The sequence below is a fragment of the Paenibacillus sp. HJGM_3 genome (assembly GCF_045062745.1).
Classification (GTDB): Bacteria; Bacillota; Bacilli; order Paenibacillales; family NBRC-103111; genus Paenibacillus_AA.
Map to the genome: position 1 here is coordinate 89,074 of NZ_JBJGED010000023.1, position 25,857 is coordinate 114,930.

21 protein-coding genes are annotated in these 25,857 nt (G+C 59.2%); 14 read left to right on the plus strand and 7 right to left on the minus strand.

The genetic code is table 11. The features are described 5' to 3' along the window. Positions 1 to 36 precede the first annotated feature (36 nt). The 3 genes from ACI5FR_RS23255 to ACI5FR_RS23265 form a co-directional block, all read right to left on the minus strand. Entirely contained in the window at positions 37 to 1,284 is a 1,248-nt protein-coding gene (locus ACI5FR_RS23255; protein ID WP_405458799.1) for a glutamate-5-semialdehyde dehydrogenase, read from the minus strand. Further along, complete coding sequence (gene proB, locus ACI5FR_RS23260; RefSeq protein WP_405458801.1) at positions 1,281 to 2,426, minus strand: glutamate 5-kinase; 1,146 nt, start codon at positions 2,424 to 2,426, stop codon at positions 1,281 to 1,283. The genes ACI5FR_RS23255 and proB overlap by 4 nt, the downstream gene beginning before the upstream one ends. A 423-nt stretch (positions 2,427 to 2,849) precedes the next feature. Further along, entirely contained in the window at positions 2,850 to 4,049 is a 1,200-nt protein-coding gene (locus ACI5FR_RS23265; RefSeq protein WP_405458803.1) for a pyridoxal phosphate-dependent aminotransferase, read from the minus strand. A 134-nt stretch (positions 4,050 to 4,183) separates the two neighbouring features. Between ACI5FR_RS23265 and ACI5FR_RS23270 the strand changes: the two genes are divergently transcribed. The 4 genes from ACI5FR_RS23270 to ACI5FR_RS23285 all read left to right on the plus strand — a co-directional run bounded on the left by ACI5FR_RS23270 (position 4,184) and on the right by ACI5FR_RS23285 (position 7,958). Next, positions 4,184 to 4,987 carry a carbon-nitrogen family hydrolase gene (locus tag ACI5FR_RS23270; protein ID WP_405458805.1) on the plus strand — a complete coding sequence of 268 codons (804 nt, stop codon included), beginning with the start codon at positions 4,184 to 4,186 and terminating at the stop codon, positions 4,985 to 4,987. 169 nt (positions 4,988 to 5,156) lie between these two features. Next, the gene (locus tag ACI5FR_RS23275) at positions 5,157 to 6,416 is read left to right on the plus strand and encodes an aminotransferase class III-fold pyridoxal phosphate-dependent enzyme (RefSeq protein ID WP_405458806.1); all 1,260 of its coding nucleotides are present in this window, start codon (positions 5,157 to 5,159) and stop codon (positions 6,414 to 6,416) included. A gap of 5 nt (positions 6,417 to 6,421) precedes the next feature. Further along, on the plus strand, positions 6,422 to 7,159 hold the full coding sequence (locus ACI5FR_RS23280; RefSeq protein ID WP_405458808.1) for an amidohydrolase family protein: 738 nt from the start codon (positions 6,422 to 6,424) through the stop codon (positions 7,157 to 7,159). Between the two features lie 37 nt (positions 7,160 to 7,196). Beyond that, positions 7,197 to 7,958 (plus strand): amidohydrolase family protein, encoded by a 762-nt coding sequence (locus tag ACI5FR_RS23285; protein ID WP_405458810.1) that lies wholly within the window; start codon positions 7,197 to 7,199, stop codon positions 7,956 to 7,958. A 69-nt stretch (positions 7,959 to 8,027) separates the two neighbouring features. Here ACI5FR_RS23285 and ACI5FR_RS23290 read toward each other — a convergent pair whose 3' ends face one another. Both ACI5FR_RS23290 and ACI5FR_RS23295 read right to left on the minus strand, forming a co-directional pair. After that, positions 8,028 to 9,197: a hypothetical protein gene (locus ACI5FR_RS23290; RefSeq protein WP_405458811.1), complete on the minus strand. Its 1,170-nt coding sequence runs from the start codon at positions 9,195 to 9,197 to the stop codon at positions 8,028 to 8,030. After that, on the minus strand, positions 9,184 to 9,714 hold the full coding sequence (locus tag ACI5FR_RS23295; protein ID WP_405458813.1) for an RNA polymerase sigma factor: 531 nt from the start codon (positions 9,712 to 9,714) through the stop codon (positions 9,184 to 9,186). Before ACI5FR_RS23295 ends, ACI5FR_RS23290 begins: the two co-directional genes overlap by 14 nt. A 290-nt stretch (positions 9,715 to 10,004) precedes the next feature. On the opposite strand from ACI5FR_RS23295, the gene ACI5FR_RS23300 reads away from it, so the two are divergent. Continuing rightward, positions 10,005 to 10,436: a methylglyoxal synthase gene (locus ACI5FR_RS23300; RefSeq protein ID WP_405458816.1), complete on the plus strand. Its 432-nt coding sequence runs from the start codon at positions 10,005 to 10,007 to the stop codon at positions 10,434 to 10,436. A gap of 41 nt (positions 10,437 to 10,477) precedes the next feature. Here the strand turns inward: ACI5FR_RS23300 and ACI5FR_RS23305 are convergent, their stop codons facing one another. Both ACI5FR_RS23305 and ACI5FR_RS23310 read right to left on the minus strand, forming a co-directional pair. Continuing rightward, the gene (locus ACI5FR_RS23305) at positions 10,478 to 11,278 is read right to left on the minus strand and encodes an MBL fold metallo-hydrolase (protein ID WP_405458818.1); all 801 of its coding nucleotides are present in this window, start codon (positions 11,276 to 11,278) and stop codon (positions 10,478 to 10,480) included. A gap of 13 nt (positions 11,279 to 11,291) precedes the next feature. Next, positions 11,292 to 12,209: a LysR family transcriptional regulator gene (locus ACI5FR_RS23310; RefSeq protein ID WP_405458820.1), complete on the minus strand. Its 918-nt coding sequence runs from the start codon at positions 12,207 to 12,209 to the stop codon at positions 11,292 to 11,294. A 146-nt stretch (positions 12,210 to 12,355) separates the two neighbouring features. Here ACI5FR_RS23310 and leuC point away from each other — a divergent pair, with 146 nt between their 5' ends. From leuC to ACI5FR_RS23355, 9 genes are all read left to right on the plus strand, one after another. Then, complete coding sequence (leuC, locus tag ACI5FR_RS23315; protein WP_405458878.1) at positions 12,356 to 13,777, plus strand: 3-isopropylmalate dehydratase large subunit; 1,422 nt, start codon at positions 12,356 to 12,358, stop codon at positions 13,775 to 13,777. Positions 13,778 to 13,804: 27 nt separating this feature from the next. Beyond that, entirely contained in the window at positions 13,805 to 14,410 is a 606-nt protein-coding gene (gene leuD / locus ACI5FR_RS23320) for a 3-isopropylmalate dehydratase small subunit (RefSeq protein ID WP_405458823.1), read from the plus strand. A gap of 91 nt (positions 14,411 to 14,501) precedes the next feature. Further along, positions 14,502 to 15,470, plus strand: coding sequence for a Gfo/Idh/MocA family protein (locus tag ACI5FR_RS23325; protein ID WP_405458825.1), 969 nt, complete (start codon positions 14,502 to 14,504; stop codon positions 15,468 to 15,470). A gap of 225 nt (positions 15,471 to 15,695) precedes the next feature. Next, positions 15,696 to 17,309 (plus strand): N-acetylmuramoyl-L-alanine amidase family protein, encoded by a 1,614-nt coding sequence (locus ACI5FR_RS23330; RefSeq protein WP_405458827.1) that lies wholly within the window; start codon positions 15,696 to 15,698, stop codon positions 17,307 to 17,309. 48 nt (positions 17,310 to 17,357) lie between these two features. Further along, positions 17,358 to 17,915, plus strand: a complete 558-nt coding sequence (locus ACI5FR_RS23335; protein WP_405458829.1) for a GerMN domain-containing protein — start codon at positions 17,358 to 17,360, stop codon at positions 17,913 to 17,915. A gap of 24 nt (positions 17,916 to 17,939) precedes the next feature. Next, positions 17,940 to 20,678, plus strand: coding sequence for an S-layer homology domain-containing protein (locus ACI5FR_RS23340; RefSeq protein ID WP_405458831.1), 2,739 nt, complete (start codon positions 17,940 to 17,942; stop codon positions 20,676 to 20,678). A 236-nt stretch (positions 20,679 to 20,914) separates the two neighbouring features. Then, positions 20,915 to 21,580 carry an endonuclease III gene (gene nth / locus ACI5FR_RS23345; RefSeq protein WP_405458833.1) on the plus strand — a complete coding sequence of 222 codons (666 nt, stop codon included), beginning with the start codon at positions 20,915 to 20,917 and terminating at the stop codon, positions 21,578 to 21,580. A 24-nt stretch (positions 21,581 to 21,604) separates the two neighbouring features. After that, on the plus strand, positions 21,605 to 21,877 hold the full coding sequence (locus ACI5FR_RS23350; RefSeq protein WP_405458835.1) for an NAD/NADP transhydrogenase alpha subunit: 273 nt from the start codon (positions 21,605 to 21,607) through the stop codon (positions 21,875 to 21,877). A 69-nt stretch (positions 21,878 to 21,946) separates the two neighbouring features. Further along, positions 21,947 to 25,678, plus strand: a complete 3,732-nt coding sequence (locus tag ACI5FR_RS23355; protein WP_405458837.1) for a dynamin family protein — start codon at positions 21,947 to 21,949, stop codon at positions 25,676 to 25,678. Positions 25,679 to 25,857: the final 179 nt, after the last annotated feature.

Here is a 25,857-nt window from a genome sequence, read left to right on the forward strand (position 1 = left end):
CCGTTATCGTAACCTAGATGGACCCAGCAACACAACTTACCCTCGAATCTGGCCGCTCCCCACAATCGTGAACTTAGTGGACGTCAGCGCCGGCAGCCCCATCGGGCCTCTCGCATGCAGCTTCTGCGTGCTGATGCCGATCTCGGCGCCATAGCCGAACTCGAAGCCGTCGGTGAAGCGAGTGGAGGCGTTATGGTAGACGGCTGCGGCATCCACTTCCTGCAGGAAGCGGGCCGCGTTCTCCGCATTCTCCGTCACGATGCATTCTGAATGAAGCGTGCCGTACGTACGGATGTGAGCGAGTGCTTCGTCCAGGCCGTCGACGACCTTGACGGCGAGGATGTAGTCGCCGAATTCGGTGCCCCAATCCGCATCGGTCGCCGCCTTCATCCACGGGACGAGCTCGCGGGAACCGGCACAGCCGCGCAGCTCGACGTTCAGTTCGCGGAACCGTTCAGCCAGAGCAGGCAGCTCCCGCACCGCATAGTCGCGATGGACGAGCAGCGTCTCCATTGCGTTGCACACTGAAGGGCGCTGCACCTTCGCGTTGATCGCGATCGACGTCGCGAGCTCCGGAGTCGCTTCGCGGTCCAGGTACGTGTGGCAGACGCCTTCCCCGGTCTCGATGACCGGCACGGTGGCGTTCTGCACGACGTTCTGGATCAGCGCGCGGCCGCCGCGCGGGATAACCACGTCGAGAAGGCCGTTCAGTTTCAGCATCTCATCGACCGAAGACCGGTCCGAGCTAAGCACGAGCTGGAGCGCCTCGGCCGGCATTGCCGTCTGCCCGAGTGCCGCCCGCATCGTCTCGACAATGCGGCGGTTCGACTCCAGCGCCGCGGAGCCGCCGCGCAGGACGACGGCGTTGCCGGTCTTCAGACACAGCCCGGCGGCATCGACGGTGACGTTCGGCCGGGCCTCGTACACCATCCCGATGACGCCGATCGGTACGCTCCACTTGCGGATGAGCAGGCCGTTCGGGCGGTGCGTCTCCTCGAGCAAGCGGCCGACCGGGTCGGGCAGATCGGCGACTTGGCGCAGCCCTTCGGCGATCCCTTCGATCCGCGCTTCGTTCAGGGCGAGCCGGTCGAGCAGGGAGGCGCTCGTGCCGTTGTCCCGCCCGCGCTGGAGGTCGATCGCATTCGCCTCGAGAATCGCGGCCGTATCTTTCAAGAGCGCCTCCGCCATACGCCGCAGCGCTTCATTCTTCTGATCGGTGGTCAAGCCGGCCATCCGGCCCGCGGCGCCCTTAGCCAGCGCCGCCTTCTCTCTTACTTCACTCATCTCGGTACCCCTCCATTCTCGGATTGCAGCCCCTGCGGGGCCAGGGTGATCCATTCGTCGCGGTGGATCACCTCGATGCGGCTCACGTCGACGCGCCGCTGCACTTCTTCCGTAGACAGCCCGGCGGCTGCCTGCAGTTGCCACGCGGCGTAGTTCACCACGCCGCGGCCGAGCACATCCCCGGCGCGGTTCACGACCTCGATGACGTCGCCGGGGTGGAAGTCGCCCTCGACACCGACGACGCCGGCCGGAAGCAGGCTGCGACCGCCGGCGACGAGCGCCGTCTCCGCGCCGGCGTCGACGACCGCGCGCCCGTGCGCGAGGGAGTGGAAGCCGATCCACTGCTTCTTCGTCGAGAGTGTATGCAGGCTCGTCTCGAAGTACGTGCCCTTGCCGTCCTCGCCGACGCCGAGTGCTAGATCGCCGGGCTCGGCCGCCTTGCCGACGAAGACGGGCACTCCGCCGCGGACGGCGATACGCGCCGCCTCGATCTTCGAACGCATCCCGCCGGTGCCGACGGAGGAGCCGGAGCCGCCGGCCATCCGGAACAGCTCCTCGCTGATGACGCCAACCCGCTCGATGCGCCGGGCCTCGGCGTTCTTCCGCGGATCGTCCGTGTACAGGCCGTCCGTGTCGGTGACGATCAGCAGCCGGTCGGCCTTGATCAGCGTAGCCACGAGGGCGGACAGCTTGTCGTTGTCGCCGAACTTCTGCTCCAGCTCGTCGACCGCCACCGTATCGTTCTCGTTAATGATCGGGATAACGCCATGCTGCAGCAGCTCCTCCAGCGTGTGCAGGGCGTTGTCGATCCGCTTGCGGTTCGAGAAGTCGGCCCGTGTGAGCAGGATCTGCGCGACCGCATAGCCGTGCCGGGCGAACGCTTCATTATAGCATTGCATGAGCAGCGCCTGGCCGACGGCGGCTGACGCTTGCTTCTCGTGCACGAGTTTGGGCCGCCTCGGGTAGCCGATGCGCCGGAAGCCGGCGGCTACGGCGCCGGACGTCACGAGGAGCACTTGGTAGCCCAGCTCCCGGAGCGCCGCGAGCTCAGAGGCGAAATATTCGATTTTGTCGCGGTTCAGTCCGCCTTCGTCGGAAGTGAGCGAGCTGCTGCCGATCTTCACTACGATTCGTCGGTTCATTAGAGGGACGCTCCTTCCCGAGAAACCCCACAAAGTGACGTAGGACTTCGAAGTTTATTCCAGGGCAAAGCCTCTTTGCGGAGACCCCGGATTAATAAAATCTACAAGGTCAAAAAAAGACTTCCGTCCTTAATGTATAAGGACGAAAGTCTGAGCTTCCGCGGTACCACCTTAGTTGATGAGTCCAACACTCATCCGTCTTCATAAAGCCCATGTAACAGCGGGCCGCGCTGTCCGGCTCGTCGCCGGCCGTTCGGGGATGGGTTCGGTCAGTCAGGTCGGTAAATTTTCGCAGCCTGGAAATTTACTCTCTGATTCGACTGGGGCTGGCCTACTGGTCCCGTCTTCACGTTTATGTGGATGTTGCGATTCGATTTCTTATTAGAATAGCACGGGGAAGGGCGGTTGTAAAGATGATCCGGCCTAGAACAAATTCAGCCCGCCGATCCGGCTCACCGCTTCCTTCAGCCGGTCCTCCGAGGAGAGGAGGCCGATGCGCACATAGCCTTCGCCGTTCCGGCCGAAGCCGATGCCGGGCGCAGCCATCACATTCGCCCGCTCCAGGAGCGTGTCGGCTAGCTCGGCGGATGTGAAGCCCTTGGGGACCGGCAGCCAGGCGAAGAATGAACCCGGCGACGGCAAAGCCTGCCAGCCGATGTCGGAGAGAGCCCCATAGAAAGCATTGCGTCTCGATTCGTACATGGCGACGAGCTCCCGCACGCAGTCCTGCGGCCCGGTGAGCGCCGTCGCCGCGGCCGCCTGTATGCCACCGAACAGGCTGCAATAGTAGTGATCCTGCATCAGATTGATGAGCCGGACGAGCTCCGGATTGCCAAGCGCGAAGCCGACTCTCCAGCCGGCCATGTTATATGTCTTCGACAGCGTATAGAGCTCGATGCCGACTTCCTTAGCGCCAGGCTGCTCAAGGAAGCTGACCGGCCGCTTCCCGTCGAAGCCGATCGCACCGTAGGCGAAGTCGCTGACGACCGCGATCCCGTTCTTGGCCGCGAAGCGGATCGTCTCCTCATAGAAGGAGACGGGGGCGGTCGCGCCGGTCGGGTTGTTCGGATAATTGATGAACATCAGCTTCGCCCGTTCCAGCTCGCGTGGCGACAGCGCGGAGTAGTCCGGCAGGAAGGCGTTCGATTCGCGCAGCGGCATGAACGCCATCTCCGCGCCCGCAAGCGCGACCCCCGACCAATAGTCGGGATAGCCCGGGTCCGGCACGAGGCACACGTCGCCCGGACCCAGCATAATTTGGCTGATCTCCACGAGCCCGGTCTTCCCGCCGAACAGCACCGCCACTTCCGTATCCGGGTCGAGGTCGACGCCGTAATCTTCCTTGTACCGGGCGGCGACGGCCTCCTTCAGGAACCGATAGCCGCTGAAGGGCGGATATTTATGATAAAGCGGATTGGGCGCGGCTTCCTGCAGCGCAGCGACGATATGCGGCGGCGTCGGCTGATCCGGATTGCCTTGGCCCAAATTGATGACGTCATGGCCAAGCGAGATCTGATGGTTGACCTTGCTTACAAGGGAAGCGAAAAATTGCTCCGGGAGCCGCTTCATGCGGTCGGCCGGCTCGATGGCGAATGCAGATTTTACAGGGGCAGGATAAGTCAAAGTTCTCACTCCGATTGTTGGAATATCCTGATTATACTTCGAACCGGTTCATTTTCCAATTCATCCGGCGGTTGTCGTCGCATCTAAGTTAGTCTAAGATAGAAGAAAATGAACGTAAGCGGGGGAAATGGACGATGACTGAACAGGCGCCACTACGAGTATCCGTCCTGCAGATGGATATCGCCATCGGCGAGCCGGATCGCAATTTCGCGCGGCTGAACGAGCTGCTGTGCGAAGCGGTTGCGTCGGAGCCGAAGCCGGATGTGATCGTCGTACCGGAGATGTGGAACACCGGCTATGCGCTCGATCGCATCCAAGAGCTCGCCGATCCGAACGGCGAACGAACGAAGCGGACGATCTCGGCCTTCTGCCGCGAGCATGGCGTCCATGTAATCGCCGGCTCCATCGCCGAGAAGACGGGGAATGACGTACGCAACACAATCTATGCCTTCGACCGGAAAGGGAGGGAGAACGGAAGCTATTCCAAAATTCATCTGTTCCGGTTGATGGATGAGGAGAAGCACCTGGCTGCAGGCGACCAGTTGGGCGAGCTGCAGCTGGACGGCGTACAGGCCGGGATGATGATCTGCTACGACATCCGATTCCCGGAGCTGTCCCGCAAGCTCGCGCTCCAAGGGGCGAAAGTATTGTTCGTACCGGCCGAATGGCCGCATCCGAGGCTCCATCATTGGCGTACGCTGCTGACCGCCCGTGCGATCGAGAATCAGATGTACGTCGTCGCCTGCAACCGGGTCGGGCGCAGCGGGACTACCGACTTCTTCGGCCATTCCATGATCATCGATCCGTGGGGCGATGTGATTGCGGAAGGCGATGAGGAAGAAAGGATTATTCGGGGGGAGCTGGATCTCAGCCTCGTGGACAAAGTGAGAACGACGATCCCGGTATTCAAGGACCGCAGGCCGGAGCTTTACGTCTAGTCCGTGCATGCAGCGAGAGACGGTTTGACGAAGCACGATGGCGTTCGCTGCGAGCGCAATTCGACTCTTGTCAAACCGTGTTTTGTGTGCTTGAATAAAGACAGGTTAGAAACATGTATGCACAAAGTAGGCATCTGATCTGAGAAGATTTTCGGGGAGGAAATCAGCGATGAGTGAATGGTCTGCGATTACGAACGAAAGTTGGAATTCCCGGCTCAAGGCATCCGTTCCATGGGGATCCAGTACGAGCTCGAAGGCACCGGGTTTGATGCCGGAAGAGCCGGCCGTCATAGTGAAAGGCCAAGGATGCCGGGTGTGGGACGCGGAGGGCCGGTCCTTTATCGATTTCCGCAACGGGCTTGGCCCGATTACGCTCGGCTACCAGTACCCGGATGTGGATGAAGCGATCCGCGCTCAGCTGTCGAACGGCATTATTTTCGGGCATCCCCATCCGCTCGAAGCGGAAGTGGCGGAGCTGCTGTGCGAGGTTATTCCTTGCGCCGAGCAGGCGCGGTTCCTCAAGACCGGAGGGGAAGCGCTGGCTGCGGCCATCCGCATCGCACGCGCTTACACCGGTCGCGATCATATTATTCAGGTAGGCTACAACGGATGGGTGAACACGCTCGGTTCCGGCGGACTCTCGCTTCCGGGCGTGCAGTCGTCCGGCTCTTCTATCCCGGGCGTCCCCGCCGCGCTAACGGCGTTGCATCACGTCGCGCGATGGAACGATGTCGTCGGGCTCGAGCAGCTGCTGGACGCCTATACCGGCCAAGTGGCGGCCGTCGTTATCGCGGCCGATTATGTGGGGATGGCGGCTGGAGCGCAGTATTACCCCGCCGTCCGCGAGTTGACTCGCAAGCACGGGACGCTGCTCGTGTACGATGAGATCGTCACCGGCTTCCGGATGGCGCTGGGCGGCATTCAAGAGTACTTCGGCGTCACGCCCGATCTTGCCGTGTTCAGCAAAGGGATGGCGAACGGCATGCCGATCTCCGCGTACGTAGGCCGCAAGGAAGTGATGTCGGTCGTCAAACCGGGCGGCGCAGTCGTCTCCTCCACGTTCGGAGGGGAGACCTTGTCCCTGGCGGCTGTCAAGGCTGCCGTGAACGTCTATCGGACGCAAAACGTGATCGACCATATCTGGAAGCAAGGCGAAGCGATGTGGACGGGGTTGAACGAGCGGTTCGCCCGCCACGGCATCGCTCTGGAGATGAAAGGGATGTTCCCTTGTCCGTCGATTACGACGAAGCCAGGTGCCGAGGACGGATTAACGAACCGATTCCTGCGCGAAGCGTATCGTCAAGGCGTCTCGCTGTACAACGTCTCTTATGTGAACTTCAGCCATAAGGAGGCCGATATCGCCGAAGCGCTCGACCGCCTCGATGAAGCTTGCCGCAACGTCGCCGCCGTGCAGCTGGGGCAGGGGTAAGCGCGATGATCATAGATGCGCACACCCATGTGTGGGGGGAGCGATACGAGGCGAGTACCCGGGATTTGCTGAAGGCGTGCGAGCAGTATCACATCGACAAGCTGTATGTCTCCGGGCTGCAGACTCATTATTCCGACTCGTCCGAGATCGCTAGGCTGAACGGCGATGTCCATCGGTTCATGCGGGAGCAGCCTGGGCTCGTGGAAGGGTACTGCTATGTGAATCCGGCCAATGATGATGCGCAGGACGTCCTGAAGCGCGGTATCGAAGAGTACGGCATGTCCGGGATGAAGCTGTGGGTGGCGACTTTTTGCGATGACCCTCGCGTATTCCCGCTTGTCGAGATGTGTATCGGTTACAAGGTGCCGATCCTCATTCACGCTTTTCACAAAGCGGTCGGCCAGCTCGAGCACGAATCGACCGGCGTCCATGTGGCTAGGCTCGCGGCTCGATATCCGGAGGCGAAGCTGCTCATGGCGCATTTCGGCGGCAATGGCTATCACGGTATCAAGGCGATTCGGGATTGTCCGAACGTATGGGCCGATTTCTCCGGCACGTACTTCCGCCGAGACGAGTTGGATTATGCGATCGGTCAAATCGGCGCTGGGCGGATCGTGTTCGGCTCAGACATGAACATTACGTATTTGGTCAACGTCGGCCAGCTGGAGGAAGCGGAGCTTACGCCGGAAGAGAAGGACTTGATTTATTATAAAAATGCTTTGAAGCTGTTCGATCGGACATGATATTCGCTCCGTTGAACGGAAGCCAGGGGGGATGAACTTGTACCAGGACGTTAACGCGCTGCTCGGCCAATGGCCGTTTCGCAAAGTACGCAAAAACACGCTGGGCGATCTTCGTAAGGTGCATGCAGCGAACAAGATCTCCGGCGGTTATGTGGCATCGCTGAACAGTGTGTTTTACAATGACCCGTTCGAAGGCGACGAGGAGCTGCACGAGCAGATCCAAGGCACGGAGTATAAGCATATTCTGACGGTTAATCCGGAGCTGCCGGGCTGGGAGCGGGATATCGAGGAGGGCATCCGCCGGTTCGACATTCACGGGGTGCGCATTTATCCGTGCTACCATGCGTTCGATCTCAATGGAGAAGATGTGGCGCGGCTGTGCAAGCAGCTGATCCGCCATAAGCTTCCGCTGTTCATCTCCCACCGGATGGAGGATGAGCGGCTCGACTACTTGCTGAAGCAAACTCCGTTGCCGGTCGATTCGGTGCGCCGGTTCATCGAGAGTCAGCCGGAGCTTACAATCGTGTTGCTGACGATTCGGATCGGGGAGATCGAGACGCTCCGGGAGGAGATTAACGCTCATTCCCGCGTCTATATGGACACCTCCGGGTTGAAGGACCGAACCTTTGTCGTCGAGGATCTCGTGAAGGTCGTACCGGTCGAACGGATTTTATACGGCTCCTTGCATCCGCTATTTGCCCTCAAGAGCTCTTACTTGCTGGTGGAGATGGCGGACGTGGCGCCGGACATCAAGGAATGTATTTTCGGCAGGAATGCGGACGTATTGAAGAGGAGTTAAACGGAGGAAAAAATAGGGCTGTCCCTGAGCCGGATGAACGGCGCGGGACAGCCCTTCTCGTCGTATCGCTTACCGGTAATCGATCGTCCAACGGTCGATCTTGACTTCTCCCTTTTCCTCTTTCAAGATGCAGGTCAAATAGGCGTCCTGGGTGCCGGACATGACATAAGTCATTGTGAAGGTCATTTCCTTCTGGGCCGCATCCCGAATCGTAAGCGAAGCGTCCTTCACCGACTTGATCGGGCCGGGCGGCAGAAGGCCAGGGGAGCCGCCTGTCACCATATACCCGTCTCCTGAGGAGATGACATACTGGTTCAATAATTCGCTTGCTTTGGACGCGACGAACGCACCGCTCAGCCATGACCGGATTTGCTCCCGCTGATTGGCGTTCGCCTGCTTCTCCGACATCGGAAGCCGAAAATGAGCATCTATCGCTTGGATCCAATCCGCCACCGGGGCCGGGTCGAGGGAACCGTTCGGATCGAACCTCGGTCTCTTTGTGGCGGAATACGGCTGCAGCAGGCCGGACAGCTCGTCGGAGCTAAGCGCAGGAGGCGCCGTCACGGTGCTTACCTGAATGTCTTGTACGCTGCCGGAATTCGGGGTGCCGTCGAGAATCGGCGCGGAGATCGAGTTATAGCGCGTCAATACGAGCATGGCCGTTCCGGTGGAGCCGGGGGTGCCGAACTTCGTCTTCTCTCCCTCGTCGCGGAAGCTGAGCCTGAATCGGACGGAATCGGCAGCCATCGACTCTGCCCGGGGCATCCGGGCAGCCGACGTCGGCGACGGGGTGAAGACGACTTCCTCCGGATGATACCCGCTGAGCGGGGTGGAATATTCGTACGTTCCTTCGAGCGGCACACTGCCGGAGAACACGACGGTTGCCGATTGTTGCCCGTTCGGGTCCCTCTGGGTGGATTCAACGGTCATCCCGCCAACCTTGTCGCCCGGATGAAGCATAGCCGGATCGTAAGTGACTGCGGTGGAGGCTGTCGGTGTGGACAGCGGGGTGTCGATCGGATCGGGAGCCTCGCTTCTTATGAACAGGATTGCTGCCGCTATTGAGAGTACTGCAAGCGGAAGCGTCCACGACAGGCGGAACGGTCGGCTTTTAACGGAACCTCGGTCTGACTCGAAAAGTCGCTTCTCCACCTTTTGCATCATTGAGGGGGTGAAGGGCTTGCCGGACACCGGTCCCTCTCTCAACGCGTTGTACCAATCCGGTTTAGGTGCGTTCATAAGGGGCATCCTCCTTCAGCTTCGATGCGATTCTCGTCCTGGCTCGGGCTATGCGGGATTTGACCGTACCTTCGGGAATTCCGAGCAGCTGCGCCATTTCTTTGACCGGCAATCCGTAGCTGGCATCCAGCATGAGCGCTTCGCGGTATGGCTCAGGCAGCTCCAGCACATACTCCCACAAGGTGTGTGCGTGTATCCGGGACAACGCTTCAGATTCGGCGGAGGGAGAGCTCTCGGTCCGGGTTATCCAATCAACCAGGAATACTTTGCGGATGAACGCCGACCGCTTGTAGTTGAGCACGAGGCGGCGCGCAATCGTGAACAGCCATGTCCTCACCGAGCATTCGCCCCGGAACGACTCCATCTTTTCGTACACGCGGATGAATACTTCCTGGGTCAGATCGTCGGCCGAGTCCACCTTGCGGGTCATGCAGTAAATATAGTTCCACACGTCAGAGCCGTACGTCTCCATCAAATCCCGGAGCGAGCTGCGGTCGAGCTTACTAACGTAAGGCAAGTAGTAGGGCTCCATCGAATCACCTCAATCAGATTAGACACCGTTGCGAGCAATTGGTTCCCGAATTTTTAACTCGTTTTTAATGTCACATAAACTAACATTAACTTATGTAAATTCCCGAGATTGCATCGGAGATCGCTAAAATATTTACGAAAATAGCGCTTACATGTTAGATAACATAACACAGACATATTGCTATACGCGAAATCCACGGGTATAATGAGGTTGTAATCGACGGAACGAGTGCTTTTGATGCAAGCAACCTAACATTGAGAAGGGGAGAGATTGTCATGAACATTGCACTGATTGCGCACGATGTGAAGAAAGAGGAAATGGTCAACTTCGTCATCGCTTATAAGGCTGTGTTCGAGAAGCACACGGTATTCGCGACCGGTACGACCGGTACGAAAATCTCGGAGGATGCCGATCTGCACGTCTATAGGTTGAAATCCGGACCATTGGGCGGCGATCAACAGATCGGAGCGCTCGTGGCGCAAAACGAGATCGACCTCGTCATTTTCCTGCGCGACCCGCTGATCGCCTTGGCCCATGAGCCGGATGTGACGGCGCTGCTCCGGTTGTGCGACGTTCAATGTGTGCCGGTAGCGACGAACATCGCGACGGCGGAAATGCTTGTGAAGGCGCTCGATCGCGGCGACTTGAGCTGGAGAGAAGTGGTGCATAAGTACAAATCGTACAAACGGAGCGGCACGGAGGGCTGACCGGCGAGCCTCGAATCGATCAGCGCTTGATCTTGCCTGATTCAGCCGCTAACGCGACCGGCGCTCCGGGTCAGCGCGACGTCCAATCCATGGTAAGCTAACTTTACTTGGGGCGGCAAATCATACGCAGCGTTCCGATCCACGCCGTGCGACAGATGGGTGAAATACACACGGACCGGTACCAGCTCTTGAATCAACTGAACCGCTTCTACCATATCATACACGGATCGAGAGCCAGGTTCGGCGTCTTCTTTGTAAAAGTTCGTTCCCAATACAAGCAGATCAAGCCGCATTAGCGGCTCTTTTTGTTGTTCGGTGAGCGAGATCGCATCCGAACAATAGGCCCACCGGTATCCGGGCCGCTCGAAGACGTAGGCGTAAGAAAGTCCGTTGCGGCCATGGCACACCTGAACTGGTCGTATCCTCCAGTCACCAAATTCGCAGCCGTCCTCATTCGGGATAAAGTGCAGGAACCGTTCGAGCCAGGGATATTGGCTGCGGATCGTAACGAAGACGTCGGAAGGAGCGTACACCCGGCCCTTCATCTTCGTCCAGCGGCATGCGTCCGCCCATTCCGGCAGTCCGGCGATATGATCGTGGTGGGCGTGCGTGATGAGGGCCGCGTTTAAGCTTCGCAGACCGAGCAGGCGCATCTGGTCGAGCCAGTCCGGACCGCAGTCGATCATCAGCCGGTCGCCGTATGGATCCGTTAGTAAGGCGGACGACCGGTATCGCCGGTTCAAACCCGTCGAACGCGCTTCCGTACAGATCGGACAGTCGCAATATACCCGGGGAACTCCCATGGAGTCACCGGTACCAAGGAACGTTAAAGTAGTAGTCATAATTGCTCACACCTTATGCAGGAGAATGAATATCGGAAGCCTGCTCCTGCAGCACTTCCCGCATTGTCGCAATAAACGCTTCCGCCGCCTTGGACAAGTACCGGCCTTTGCGATACGAGATGACCAGCGTCCGTGTCGGATTGCCGGACAGCTTAGAATAAGCGGGCGTGATCTGGCTCCACTGGCCGCGCGCGACCATCGCCGGTACGAAGGCGATCCCCATGCCGGCGGCGACCAGCGATTGGACCGTCTCGATATTGCTGCTCTCGAAGACGATGTGCGGGGCGAACCCGGCTTGGCCGCATAAATCGAGGGTGATTTTGCGGAAGCCTTGGCCTTTCTTCAGGACGATGAACGGCTCCTGTTCGAGCTGCCCGATGTCAATCTCGCCGGATGCGTCCTCCGTAAGCGGATGCTGCGGAGGCAAGGCGAGCCAGATCTCTTCCTCGAGCAGCGGCTGGTACGACAACGCCTCATCCTGCAGCGGGAGCGAGAGCAGAGAGAGGTCGGTCTGGCCGTTCGCGGTCAGCTGCTCCAGACGTGAGGAGGAGTCTTCGACGAGCACGATCTCGATCTCCGGAAAACGTTGCTGGAACACGGGCAGCACGCGAGGAAGCACATGCGCTCCGGTAATCGGAAGGCTGCCGACAATGAGCCGGCCTTTGCGGGTTTGGGAGATGTCGTCCATCTCCTGTTTAATTTGCTCCACCATGTCGATGACCTTCTGCGCCTTCTCAATAAATAGCGAGCCGGCGTGCGTCAGCTCGACCGCATTAGTATTCCGGTGAAAGAGCAGGACGCCGATCTCCTTCTCCAGCTTGGACAGCTGCTGGCTGAGCGACGGCTGGGCGATATGAAGCTTCTCCGCGGCGCGGGAGAAGTTTTTGTCCGCCGCGATTTGAATCGCGTATTGCAGCTGGCGCAGTTCCATATCCTCTATCTCCTTAGTTTGAGTATTCTGCATTTCCCGAAAGAATAGCTTATAGCTATTTCCTATCGCGCTTATAGATATTATATAGTGGATCAATTAAGGTGGAAAGTGTTATGATCGTTTCAAAGAACGGACGAGGTGAGAACATGGCGAAGAAAACGATGTTTGAGAAAATTTGGGATAATCACGTTATTCATGAAGAAGCAGGCAAGCCGAGTATTTTGTATATCGATCTCCATTTGGTACACGAGGTGACGTCTCCGCAAGCGTTCGAAGGACTTCGGTTGGCCGGCCGCAAGGTTCGCCGCCCGGAGCTGACGTTCGCGACGATGGACCACAACGTGCCTACGCAGGACCGGTTCAACATTAAGGACCCGATCTCCAAGCAGCAGATCGACACGCTCTCCAAGAACTGCGCAGACTTCGGCGTCAAATTGTTTGACCTGAACCATGTGGACCAAGGCGTTGTGCATGTAATGGGACCGGAGGTGGGCCTGACTCATCCCGGCAAAACGATTGTGTGCGGCGACAGCCATACCTCTACACATGGCGCTTTCGGCGCGTTGGCGTTCGGGATCGGCACGAGCGAGGTCGAGCACGTGCTTGCCACCCAATGCTTGCAGCAGTCGAAGGCGAAGACGCTGGAAGTTCGCGTTGTCGGCGACCTGAAGCCTGGCATTACCGCGAAGGACTTGATTCTGGGCATTATCAGCAAGTATGGTACGGACTTCGCGACGGGCTACGTCATCGAGTATACGGGCGCGGCGATCCGCAATCTGACGATGGAAGAGCGCATGACTGTCTGCAACATGTCCATCGAAGCAGGTGCGAGAGCGGGTCTGATTGCACCGGACGAGACGACGTTTGAATACTTGCGTGGCCGCGATTATGTGCCGCAGGGAGAAGCGTTCGACAAGGCCGTAGCCGAGTGGAAGAAGCTCGTTACAGACGAAGGCGCAACCTACGACTGGGTGGTCGAATTCGACGCGGGCACGCTTGTGCCGCAAGTGACTTGGGGAACGAGCCCGGGGATGGGGACGGACGTTACGGCGACCGTACCGGTACCGAGCGAATTCACAACGGAGAATGAGCGCAAAGCGGCCGAGAAAGCGATCGAATATATGGGTCTCGTACCTGGAACGCCGATGACCGAATTGAAGGTGGACCGCGTGTTCATCGGATCGTGCACGAACGGCCGGATCGAAGATTTGCGCGCGGCGGCCGCTGTGGCCAAAGGCTACAAAGTGTCGTCGCACGTCAATGCGATCGTCGTCCCGGGCTCGGGGCGTGTGAAGCTGCAGGCTGAGAAGGAAGGCTTGGACCGAATCTTCATCGAGGCCGGCTTCGAATGGCGCGACGCGGGCTGCAGCATGTGCCTCGCGATGAACCCGGACGTACTGAGCCCCGGCGAGCGCTGTGCATCGACATCGAACCGGAACTTCGAAGGCCGTCAAGGACGCGGCGGACGCACTCACCTGGTGTCGCCGGCCATGGCTGCCGCCGCGGCGATCGAAGGCCACTTCGTCGACGTCCGCGACTGGAAATTCAAAGTAGAAGCCGGCGTGTAATCGGTCGGACGAGAGGAGATTCTATACATGAAAGCTTTCAAAACGCTTACCGGAATCGTAGGTCCCGTGGACCGTGTGAACGTAGATACAGACGCCATCATCCCTAAGCAATTCCTCAAGCGCATCGAGCGGACCGGCTTCGGCCAGTTCCTGTTCTTCGAATGGCGCTTCGACGAGCAAGGCAACGTGAACCCGAGCTTCGAGCTGAACAAGCCGCGGTATCAAGGCGCTTCCGTGTTGCTGTCCCGCGTGAACTTCGGCTGTGGCTCTTCCCGCGAGCATGCGCCGTGGGCGATTCAGGATTACGGCTTCGAAGTCGTCATCGCGCCTACGTTCGCCGACATTTTCTACAACAACTGCTTCAAGAACGGCATCCTGCCGATCAAGCTGTCGGAGGAGCAAGTCGAAGACTTGTTCCAGCGCACCGCCGCTCACGAGGGCTACAAGCTGACCGTCGATCTCGAGAACAAGAAGCTGACCGACGAGTACGGGCTCGAGCTGTCGTTCGACCTCGATGAGCACCGCCGCCAGTTCCTGCTGCTCGGCCTCGACGATATCGGACTGACGCTGCAGCATGAAGATGCGATCTCCGCTTATGAAGCGAAGCAAGCGGAGCGCCTTGCGCTAAGGTAAGATATCCAACATGAACCGTCCGATCTATCGGGCGGTTTTTATCTTTGCTTGTTGCGGCAAGCGTACATAACCGGAGAGGAGATCTTGCGGGATGAAGACAATCCGTTGGGGCATTATCGGCTGCGGGAACGTGACGGAGGTCAAGAGCGGCCCGGGCTTTCAGCTGGCCGAGCATTCGGAACTGGTGGCAGTGATGCGGCGAAACGCGCGGCTCGCGGAGGATTATGCGAAACGGCATGGGGTGCCGAGATGGTATGACGACGCGGATCGGCTGATCGCCGATCCGGAAGTGGACGCGGTGTATGTGGCCACTCCGCCGGACAGCCATCTGGAATATGCGGCCCGGGCCGCAGCTGCGGGGAAGCCCGTCTATGTGGAGAAGCCGATGGCGCTCAATTACGCCCAATGCGAGGCGATGCTGGATGCTTGCCGCACGGCCGGGGTCCCCTTATTCGTCGCCTATTACCGCCGGGCTTTGCCGCGGTTCCTGCACATCAAACGGCTGATCGAGGATGGCGCGATCGGACAAGTCCGGTTCGTCCATACGAGACAGACGAAGAAGCTGACGGAGCGGGCGGACGCGCTGCCATGGCGGCTCGATCCGAGCGTTTCGGGAGGCGGCTATTTCTTCGATTTGGCGAGCCATACGCTCGATGTGCTGGACTTCCTGCTCGGCCCGATCCGATCGGCATCCGGCCAGTCGTCCAATCTCGGAGGCGCCTATACGGCCGAGGATACCGTCTCCGGGGTATACGAATTCGAGTCCGGCGTGCAGGGGACGGGCACATGGTGCTTCTGCGGGTATGAGAACGTGGATGTGAACGAGATCGTGGGCGATCTGGGGAAGCTGACGTTCTCTACGTTCGGTCACGAGCCGATCGTTCAGACGACCGCGGCCGGCGTGACCGCTCACCCGTTCGAGGCGCCGAAGCATATTCAGCAGCCCCTTATCCAGACGATCGTCGACGATTTGCTTGGTATCGGGAAATGTGCGAGCACCGGGGCATCTGCGGCTCGAACGAGCAGGATTATGGACGAAATCGTAGGAAATCGGCGATAATCTATTAAATCCGACGGTTAAGAACTCTATTTTTTCGTTATGGCGAAACGATAGAGTTTTTTTGTTGTTTTTCGCAACTTTCACCCAAATTCTGGCGTCTAATAGTATGTCTGCTTTGCACGGATAGTGTCTTTTGGTAACGAGATTTGATAGAATATAGCTGAAGTTGCCAGATTGGACTCGCAGCGTGCAGGCAAAAAATCGAGAGATTGCTAGAGGTGAACCATGAAGGACTGGAAATGGCTGCTGCCGCTCGTCATGCTGCTAGTCGCCCTGTTGCTGCCTGCCACGACGGAGGCCGCCTCGCCTGTACAGCTGTTTTTGAACGGGAAGAAGCTGGAACCGGAAGTGCCGCCGAGAATCGTGAACGACTTGACCATCGTTCCCCTGCGGATCATCTCCGAGGAAGTGGGAGCACGCGTATCGTGGATTCCCGAAGGGTCGCGCATTAAGGTCGAGCAGGGCACGACCGCCATCGAGCTGCAGATCGGCAATCCCGTTGTGACGCTCAATGGCGTCGAGAAGAAGCTCGATGTAGCACCCGAGAATGTGGAAGGCAATACGATCGTGCCGGTGCGCTTTTTCTCGGAATCGTTCGGCTTGAAGGTGGGCTATGACGATCTCACGCGGTCGGTGTCGCTGTACAAGCAACCGGATGCTGGCTCTACGGCCGGCGGGTCTGGGACGAACGGGAGTACGAACGGCAGCGGAAGCGGGAGTACGAGCGGGGCTGCACCCGGGACGAATACTGGCGCTTCGAATGGAAACGGATACGGGAGCGGATCAGGCACTACAACCGGCGGTACCTCCGGCAACGGAGCATCCGGGTCTTCGGGCGGTTCGACGGGAACCGGCAAGCCGACCGGAGCGGGGACCGACGGCAAAGGCACGACAGGGAGCGGCTCGCCGGGATCAAGCGGCTCCGGTGCAGGTTCGGGCACGACAGGTACAGGGGCCAAACCGGGATCGACTCTAACGTTCTCCAAGCTGGAGCTGGCCGGTGACGAAGTCGTGATCCAGACGACAAGCGCGGTCGCTCCCAAAGTCTCGTTCCTGAGCTCGCCGGAACGGATGGTGATCGACCTCCCGGGCGTAACGCTCGCAGGCACGCCGCTTGCAGCGTTGAATCCGAAGGGCGGAGAGATCGCCGTGAAGCATCCGGTGCTGCAGAAGATTCGGTACGCCCAGTTCAGCGACAAGCCGCTGGTAGCGAGAATCGTGCTCGACCTCGGACAAAAGATGGATTTCAAGCTGACGGAGGACAAATCGACGAATACATACCGGATCCAATTGGTGAAGAAGCGGATCAAAGTTGTCATCGATGCCGGCCACGGCGGCTCCGACCCAGGGGCGATCTCGCTTAATTCGCGCTCGGAGAAGGATTTCACACTCGCGATGGAATCCAAGGTCGTCGATCATTTGAAATTGATCCCGGATCTGGATGTATATGAAACCCGCGCCGGCGACACATATCCTTCATTGCAGGAGCGTGTGGACTTCGCCAACGGGATGAACGCGAATTTATTTCTGTCGATCCACGCCAACAAGTTCGATAACCCGTCGGTGAACGGTACCGAGACGTACTACAATCGACCGGACAGCATCGCGTTTGCGAATTTGCTCCATGACAAGCTAATGCCCGTTACCGGGCTGGGCGATCGCGGTGTCAAGCTAGGCGATTTCAAAGTCATCCGAGAAACGACCATGCCTGCCGTATTGCTGGAGATGGGCTTCCTGTCGAACAAAAACGACGAAGCTTTGCTGTTCTCGAGTGAGTTCCAGGACCGGGCAGCTGCGACTATCGCTGCGGCGATCAAGGAATATTTGCTCGGTAAGTAAGCACATGGAAAAGTGTGGTCCACTAAAAAGGTTTGGAGAGTGAAGCCGATGTTCAACCGTACAATCCGAAGGGCGGCCGTACCCGCGATCTTGCTGCTGGCAGTAAGCGCCGCGGGCTGCGGCTCGAAACCGACGACACCTGCCGGGACACCCGCTCCGACCTCGACTCCGGTCGCGACGCAGCCGGTCCAGCCGGCTTCCACACCAAAGGAAACCCTTAAGGAAGCGAAAATAAAAGCTTATTACTCGGATACGGACTTGACGAAGCTCGTCGAAAAAGAAACGAGCATCTCATACGCGGCGGATGCCGACAAGTACAAGCTGGCGCTGCAAAAGCTGCAGGCCGCTCCGGATACTACCGTCCTTCCTCTGATGAAGGGGATTACGATTCAATCCGCCAAGCTGGAAAACAGCCAAGTGACTGTGAACATGACCATTTCGGACCAGGGACGTCTCGGTTCGCCGGGTGAAGCGCTGCTGCTCGACGCGCTCAAGAAAACGCTGTTCCAATTCAGCGAAGTGCAGACCATCGAGCTGCTGGTGGACGGCAAGCAGACCGAGTCCTTGATGGGCCATATGGATGTCCCGCATCCAATGAAACGATAAAGAACGATAAGAGGAGCGCACGGAATGATCAACCCTAAGAATCGGAAAATAAAATTAGCAGTGACCGGATCATTGATCACATCCATGGTACTGGCCTCGGCCGCTTATGCGGCCCCGGCTCCCCAGAACACCGGCGGAGTGGCCGCTTTGGCCGTGACGAACGGACAGACCGTGCCGACCACGATGAAGCTGTCGTTCCCGGACGTGCCTTCGACGCATTGGGCGTCCAAGCATATCCTGAAGCTGGCCGCCCTCGGCATCGTGGAAGGGGAAGATACGGGCTACAAGCCGGAGAATGAGGTCAGCCAACAAGACGTGATCATCATGGCGATTCGAATGATGGGGTTGGAACCGCAGGTGAAGAGCTCGACCGCCACGACGAACCTGCCGTTCGCGGAGGTGCGCGACGATGCCAAGGGGTATGTGGCGATGGCAATCGAGAAAGGCCTCATCGCGATGAACGAGGAGCTGGCCTCTCCGGTGAAGTGGGGCAGCCGCGCTGCCACCCGCGAATGGGTAGCGAAGATGATTATCCGTGCAATCGGCAAGCAAGATTTGGCCACGACTTCCACAGGGCCGAGCTCCTTCGCGGACGCATCCAAATTCTCGGCAAGTTCGCTTGGCTATATTAACGCGGCGGTAGCGCTGAAGCTCGTCTACGGATTCGAAGACAATACGTTCCAGCCTGCCGGTACCGTAACGCGAGCGCAGATGGCTACGTTCCTCAGCCGGGCCGAGCCCTACATGGAGACCCGGTCCGCCAAGGGCTATACCGGCTTCCTGACTCAGGTCGACGGCAGCACGTGGACGCTCCAGGATAAGAATGGACAGACGAAGCAGATTCAGATGTATCCTACGGCTCCGGTTTATAATACCGGGGAAGATACGCGCAAGCTAGCCATCGGAGACGTGAAGCTGTATTCCGAAGTGTACGTCGTAACGGACAACAATGTCGGCTATTTCGGCGAAGTGCTGAGCGATGAAGTTCAGCTCCAGTCGATCACCGGCACGGTAGTATCCGTAGATATCAACGCGTTGACCGTAACCGTATTGATCGACGGGATGGAAAGTACATACGCATTGGCCACGAACGTAAGTATTCTTGATAAGAACGGCGGCGGTGTCAGCTTAGGCAGCCTGCTCGTCGACTCCGTCATCGAGATGAAGAAAAACACGCTCATCCCTTCCTCGAAAATTCAGCAAATTCTCGTGAAGCAAGTCCCGGTCAACAAGACAGTGGATGGGACGTTCGTAGCGATCGATACGCAGGCGAAAATTATCAAGATCAAGGAGGCCGTATCCGGTCTCGAAGAATCGTATCCGATCACCGCACTGACGACGGTGACGCTGGCCGACAAGCCATTCGACCCGGCAGGCTTGTACGAGGGCGACACGATCCGTATCGATGTGAAGAGCGGCAAGGCGAACGCCGTCACGGTCGTCAAGCAGCTCGTCGAGCTGCGGGACGAAGGCAAGATCAAGATTATCGATCTGAACTCGATGATCATCAACTTGCAACGACCGACCGGGTCCGGCTTATCAGCCTACTCGCTGTCGAGCGCCACACAAGTCGTCATTAACGGCAATCCGTATGCCACCATCAAGGATCTGAATGTGGGCGACGACGTGAAGGTCGAAGTGAACGGCAATGTAGTCGACCGCATCATTGTCACGGCGAGCAAGGTACAGAGCTTTTCCATGGCTACGATCTTCAGCTATGACGCGACGGAGAAAATCTTGACGGTGAAGGACGAGTTCGGCAATTTCGCCGTGTATCCGCTGTCGACAAAGACGAAGATGCTATACGACGAAATGGATGTGTCGCTGGACAATTTCTCCACGTACTTCGTAAAAGGCAAACGCGTGAACTTATCCGTCACCGACAAGACGCTCGTCTCGATTCAAATTACGACTCGGCTGGACGGCACGCTCGCTCAGATCAACACGACGTCCGGGGAGATGACGATTCGGACTTCTAACAACTTGATTTACACGTACAAGTATGTGAATCCTTACATCGAGCTGGCCGGGAAGTCGAGCGCCGCGATCGCGGATTTGAAGCCGGGCGATTCGGTGCGCATCGGATTCAACGCCTCGCAGGACCAGATCGTCCACGTGCAAGTGCGTACAGCGCTTATTGTACAGACGATCTCCAAGGACATCCCGAATCAAAAAATTACGGTACGCGAGAACGATACGACGACAGCCGAATATTATCTGAACGCGATTCCGATCGTCCGGAACGGACAGACGGCTTTGTCGTTGTCAGATATTCCGCTCGATGATTGGGTGGAGTTCGATTACATCGGCCGGACGCTGGAGACGATCCGGTTGGTGAACCCGATTCGCGGGAAGGTGACCGCGGTGGACGCCTCGCAAGGGAAGGTGACGCTGACGGATTACAACAACGCCACGCAGACGATCACGGCAGGCACGAACTTCCAGATCAAGAGCGGCACCACCACCTACTCGACGCTCGAATCGCTCAAGCCGGAAGATCGGGTACAGGTCGTGACGGATTCGAAGGGCAAAACGATGTTTGTCGTCTTGTCCGGCCAAACTCGCGTCGTATCCACGTATAATGCGGGAACGAAGGAAGTTGCGTTCCAACGCAGTTTGTTAACCGAGCCTTACTTGTATGTCCTGCACGACAATGCGTATGTCCATCAAGGGACGTCCGTCATTAGCCCGAGCTTCCTTGCTTATGGCGATACCGTACAAGTGTATTTCCTCGGGGGTAAGATTATTGAGATTTCGAAATGATCGGGTTTTCGGTGGTCGGCGCGCTGCGGTGCGCCGGCTTTTTTTGTGCCGTGAGGCTCATCTGATCGGAGTTAGCCTGAGCGCCACGACCAAGCACCTTTTCGGGTTCTCACAAAAATGTCGAAATTGTAACAGAAACGGACTTGAACCGCCCGTCCACTTTCGTTAAACTGAATCACAATGAGTTAAACCTAACGCTTCGTGTGAGTGGGTAGTGAGATCGGGAGGGAACGGAGATGACCGCGAAGAAGGTGCGACACATTCTGGATACGATCGCCACGATGTTCCCGGATGCGCATTGCGAGCTGCACCATTCGAATCCGTTCGAGCTCACGATCGCGGTCCTGCTCTCGGCGCAATGCACGGACGAAACGGTGAATAAAGTAACGGCCGACTTGTTCCAAAAGTACAAAACCCCTGCCGACTATCTCGCGGTGCCGATCGAGGAACTGGAGCAAGACATCCGCCGCATCGGACTGTACCGCAATAAGGCAAAGCATATTCAGAGCCTGTGCCGACTTCTCCTCGAACGCTATGACGGCATCTTGCCGGAAAAGCACGAGCAGCTTGTGGAGCTGCCCGGCGTCGGCCGCAAGACGGCCAATGTGGTCGTCTCGAATGCGTTCGGCGTGCCGGCGATCGCTGTGGACACCCATGTAGAGCGCGTCTCGAAACGCCTAGGCTTGGCCGACCCGGACGATACGGTGCTGCAGGTCGAACAGAAGCTCATGAAGAAGGTGCCGAAGCCAGAATGGACCCAGACGCATCACCGCCTGATCTTCTTCGGGCGTTATCATTGCAAGGCGCAAAATCCGCAATGCGGCATTTGTCCGCTGCTCGACGTGTGCGGGGAAGGCAAGGGGCGTATGAAAACCCCGAAAAAAAGGAAATCTAAGGAATGACGACAAGAGAAAGGGACGATAAGCATGAAATGTATTGCGGTGTATACGAGTGACTTCGAATTGTTCTCCGATATATTCGAGAAAGTCATCAACACCCCTCTCGGAACCGATGAGGAAGCGGAAGTGGAAGGCGTGACGATCTTCGAATCCGGAGACGTGCCCGAGCATTACTTGGACAAAATGAAATCGAAGCCGGACGTCGTGGTCATGAAGCATCGCGACCGCAACATTACGATTTTGCAGCATGGCGACGTGTTTGAAATTTTTATCCCTGAAAATGAAAATGTGGTACACTAGAAACCGGAGAAATTCGGTTTTTTTCTTTATTTTGCGACAAATAGAGACTTTCTGGGGGAGAAACTACTCATGAACGCATTGCATCACTTCCGCGAGACGGCGGCCACCGAGGCCGTCGCCGCCATCCGGGAACGGATGGCGCAGGAAGGAGATCGGACGAACGCCGGCAAGATGGGAGAGCTTGCCGAGCTGGCTCACGATCCGCTGCTGCGGATCGCCTTCTGCGGCCATTTCTCGGCGGGCAAATCGAGCCTGATCAATAAATTGTGCGGCCATCCGCTGCTGCCCTCCAGCCCGATCCCGACGAGCGCGAACGTAGTGACGATCCGCAGCGGGACGGCGGGGGCTACGATTATTCCGGTTGCATCGGCCGGAGTCGCCGGCGGCGCTGCTCAGCCGGTAGAGGTTCCGCTTGATAAGCTGGGCGAGTATGCCCGCAACGGACAAGAGATCGCGTCGATCGAGATTCGCTATCCGATCTCGCTGCTCGACGGCAAGGCAGCCGTGCTGGACACGCCGGGCATCGATTCGACCGACGCCGCGCACATGCTCGCCACGGAATCGGCGCTGCACCTGGCAGACGTCGTGTTCTACGTGATGGACTACAACCATGTCCAGTCGGAAGTGAACTTCGCCTTCTGCAAACGGCTGAAGGAGTGGGGCAAGCCGCTGTACTTGATCGTGAACCAAATCGACAAGCACCGCGAGCGGGAGCTGACCTTCGATGCGTACCGGGTGAGCGTACGCCAGGCGTTCGAGAACTGGCATATTGTGCCGGACGGCATTCTATATACGTCGGTGAAGGCGTCCGACCATCCGCTGAATGAATGGCGCAAGCTCGAGCGGCTCGTGACCGAGCTCGCCGGCTTGTCGGAGCCGCTGCGCGCTCGGAGTGTCATCCAGTCGGCGCGCCACTTGAGCGGAATGCATACGGCCTGGGTGAGCGAGCAGAGTGAAGCGGAGAAGCAAGCTGCGCGCGAGGCGCTCGATGAGGAGGCGCTGCCGGCCGTGCTGGAGCAAGCGAACGCGTTCGACGCCGAGCTGAAGGCGATTGCCGAGCAAGCCCAGTCTTACGAGCAGGGGTTGAAGAAGGAGATCGTCCATCTGCTCGACAATGCGACGATCACGCCCGCCGCAACGCGGGATCTGGCGCATCATTATTTGCAGAGCCGCAAGCCGGGGTTCAAGGTCGGCTTCTTCTCGCGGGCGGCGGCGACGGCGAAGGAGATCGAGACGCGGCTCGCCGCGTTCTCGGCCGACTTCGCTGAGCAGATGCAGGTGCACATCGTATCGCACCTGCGGCAGTTGTTGATCCGCGAGGCGGAGGCGCATGCCGCGGGGGCTCTGGCCGCCGCGGATATCGACGCGCGGCTGGCTAATGCAGCCGGCGAGGCGAACGCCGAATGGCTGGCGGCGCAAGTGCAGAGCGGGGCGAGCTTTAGCGGTGAGTACACGCTGAATTACTCGCGTCAGCTGGCGGCCGACGCGAAGTCGTTCTTCCGCCGCGAGGCGTTCGCCCTCGCGGAGGCACTCGCCGCGCGTGCGGCAGAGGCGGGCCGCGAGCGTGCGGCGGCGCTCGGCGCCGAGCGGGGCGCGCTCGAGGCGCGGCTAGGCGCGTACCGGCGCCTGCAGGCGCTCGAGGCGCGCGAGGCCGCGTACGCCGCCGAGCTGGCGGCGCTGCTGCCCGCCGCCGACGCGGCCGCGCTCGCGCTGCCCGACCCCGCCGGGTACCCGGCGGCGGGGGCGGGCGCGGGCGCCGCAGGCGCCGGCGCGGCGCAGCCGCAGACGCTCGCGCGCGCCGCAGTGCCGGGCGCGCCGGCGGTGTCGCTGCGCGCGGCTAGCGCCGGAGGCGCAGCGGGCGCCGACGCGCCTGTCGCAGGCGCGCCCGCGGCCGCGGGCGATCCGCGCGGCGGCATGCGCCGCACGGCGCAGCGGCTGACGGCCGGCGCCGACCTGCTGGCCGGCATCCCGGCCATGCAGTCGATCGTGGCCGCCATGCGCGAGAAGGCCGAGCGCCTCACCGGCAGCACGTTCACGATCGCCCTGTTCGGCGCGTTCAGCGCGGGCAAGTCGTCGTTCGCCAACGCCCTGATGGGCGACGCGATCCTCCCGGTGTCGCCGAACCCGACGACGGCGGCGATCAACAAGATCGTGCCGCCTACGGCGGAATGGCCGCACGGCTCGGTCAAGGTGCAGATGAAGTCCGCCGAGGCGATGCTGGACGACGTACGCTTCTCCTTGCAGGTACTCGGTTATAACGTCGCGAGCATGGACGAAGCGCTGAGCCAGATCGACCGGCTAAAGCCGGAGACGGTCGCCCCGAGCGGCAAGCCGCATTATACGTTCCTGAAGGCGGTGCGCCGCGGCTGGAACTTCGCGGCCGGTCAAATGGGCGAAGTCATCCGGGCCGATCTCGAGGAGTTCCGCGACTATGTCGCCGAGGAGAGCAAATCGTGCTATGTCGCTTTCATCGAGCTCCATTATGCTTGTGCGCTGACGAATCAAGGCATGGTGCTCGTCGATACCCCGGGAGCCGATTCTATCAATGCCCGGCATACCGGCGTGGCGTTCGATTATATCAAGAATGCCGACGCGATCCTGTTCGTCACTTATTACAATCACGCGTTCTCCCAGGCCGACCGCGAATTCTTGCTCCAGCTCGGCCGGGTGAAGGAGACGTTCGAGCTCGATAAAATGTTCTTCGTCGTCAACGCAGCCGATCTCGCTGCCGACGAGCAGGAGCTCGCCGGCGTCGTGGGGCACGTCACGACGAATCTATTGCAGTATGGCATCCGCCATCCGCGCATTTATCCGGTGTCCAGCCTGTCCGCGCTGGACGGCAAGATGGGCGGAGATGCCGCTCTGCTGGAGCAGTCCGGCATCGTGCCGTTCGAACGCGACTTCGTGCGCTTCGCGTTCGAGGAGCTGGCCGACCTGGCCGTTCAGGCGGCCGAGCAGGACTTGGAGCGCGCAGACGGCGTGCTGCGCCAATGGATTGAAGGCGCGCAGGCGGGCGAGGCCGAGCGCAAGCAGCGGATCGAGCGGTTGCGGGAAGCTCTGCATCGCGTAGAAGCACTGTTGAACGCGCCGAATACGGCGGAGGAGCTGGGGGAGGCGGCCAAGGAAGCCGCCGAGCTGCTGTACTACGTGAAACAGCGGTTATTCTACCGCTTCGGTGAGCTGTACACGTACGCGTTCAACCCGGCTTCGCTGCGGGAGGACGCCGGGCCGATCCGGTCGCTCCTGCGCGCTGCTACGGTCGACCTGATCCGCCTGATCTCGTATGACCTCTCCCAAGAGCTGCTGGCGACGACGCTGCGTGTCGAGCAGGCGCTGAACAAACTCGCCCGCAAGCGCGCGGACAAGAACGCGGCCCGCATCCGCGAGGAGCTGCCAACGTTCGAGGCGTCCGCACCGGCGCCGACGAAATACACGACTCCGGCGGTGGAAGAGACGCTCACCGGGGTGCAGATCGAAGAGAAGGAAGTGTCCGGCTTGTATAAGAGCGGCAAACACTTCTTCGAAGGTTCCGGCCGCACCCAGCTGAAGGAACTGCTGGAGAAGAAGTTCCAGGAACCGGTCGCGAGCTACATCGAGCGCCACCAAGCTTTGATCGAGCGCACCTACGCCGACCAGTACGATAGCGCCGTAGCCCAGCTGCACGAGCAGCAGCGCCGAGCCGCGCGCGAGCATGTGGAGGGCTTGCTCGATGCGCTGGAGATGAAGCACGACCTCTCCGAGCTTCAGCGCCTTCAGGAGCGATTCTCGGAGCTCCTTCGCTCTTCCTCCTGCCCCACCTGAAAAACCGGGCTTTGCTTTGAGATGGTCAACACGGAACAACCCAGCGTAGTGCTAATGAAGGAGCCGCAGGAGGCGTGGGGGACCCACGCCGTCCGCCTTTGAAACCAAGTCCCTTCTCCGACAAAATCAATCCGGGGACTTGGTTTCAACAGCGGCCGGAGGCCCTTCATTTGCGGGGA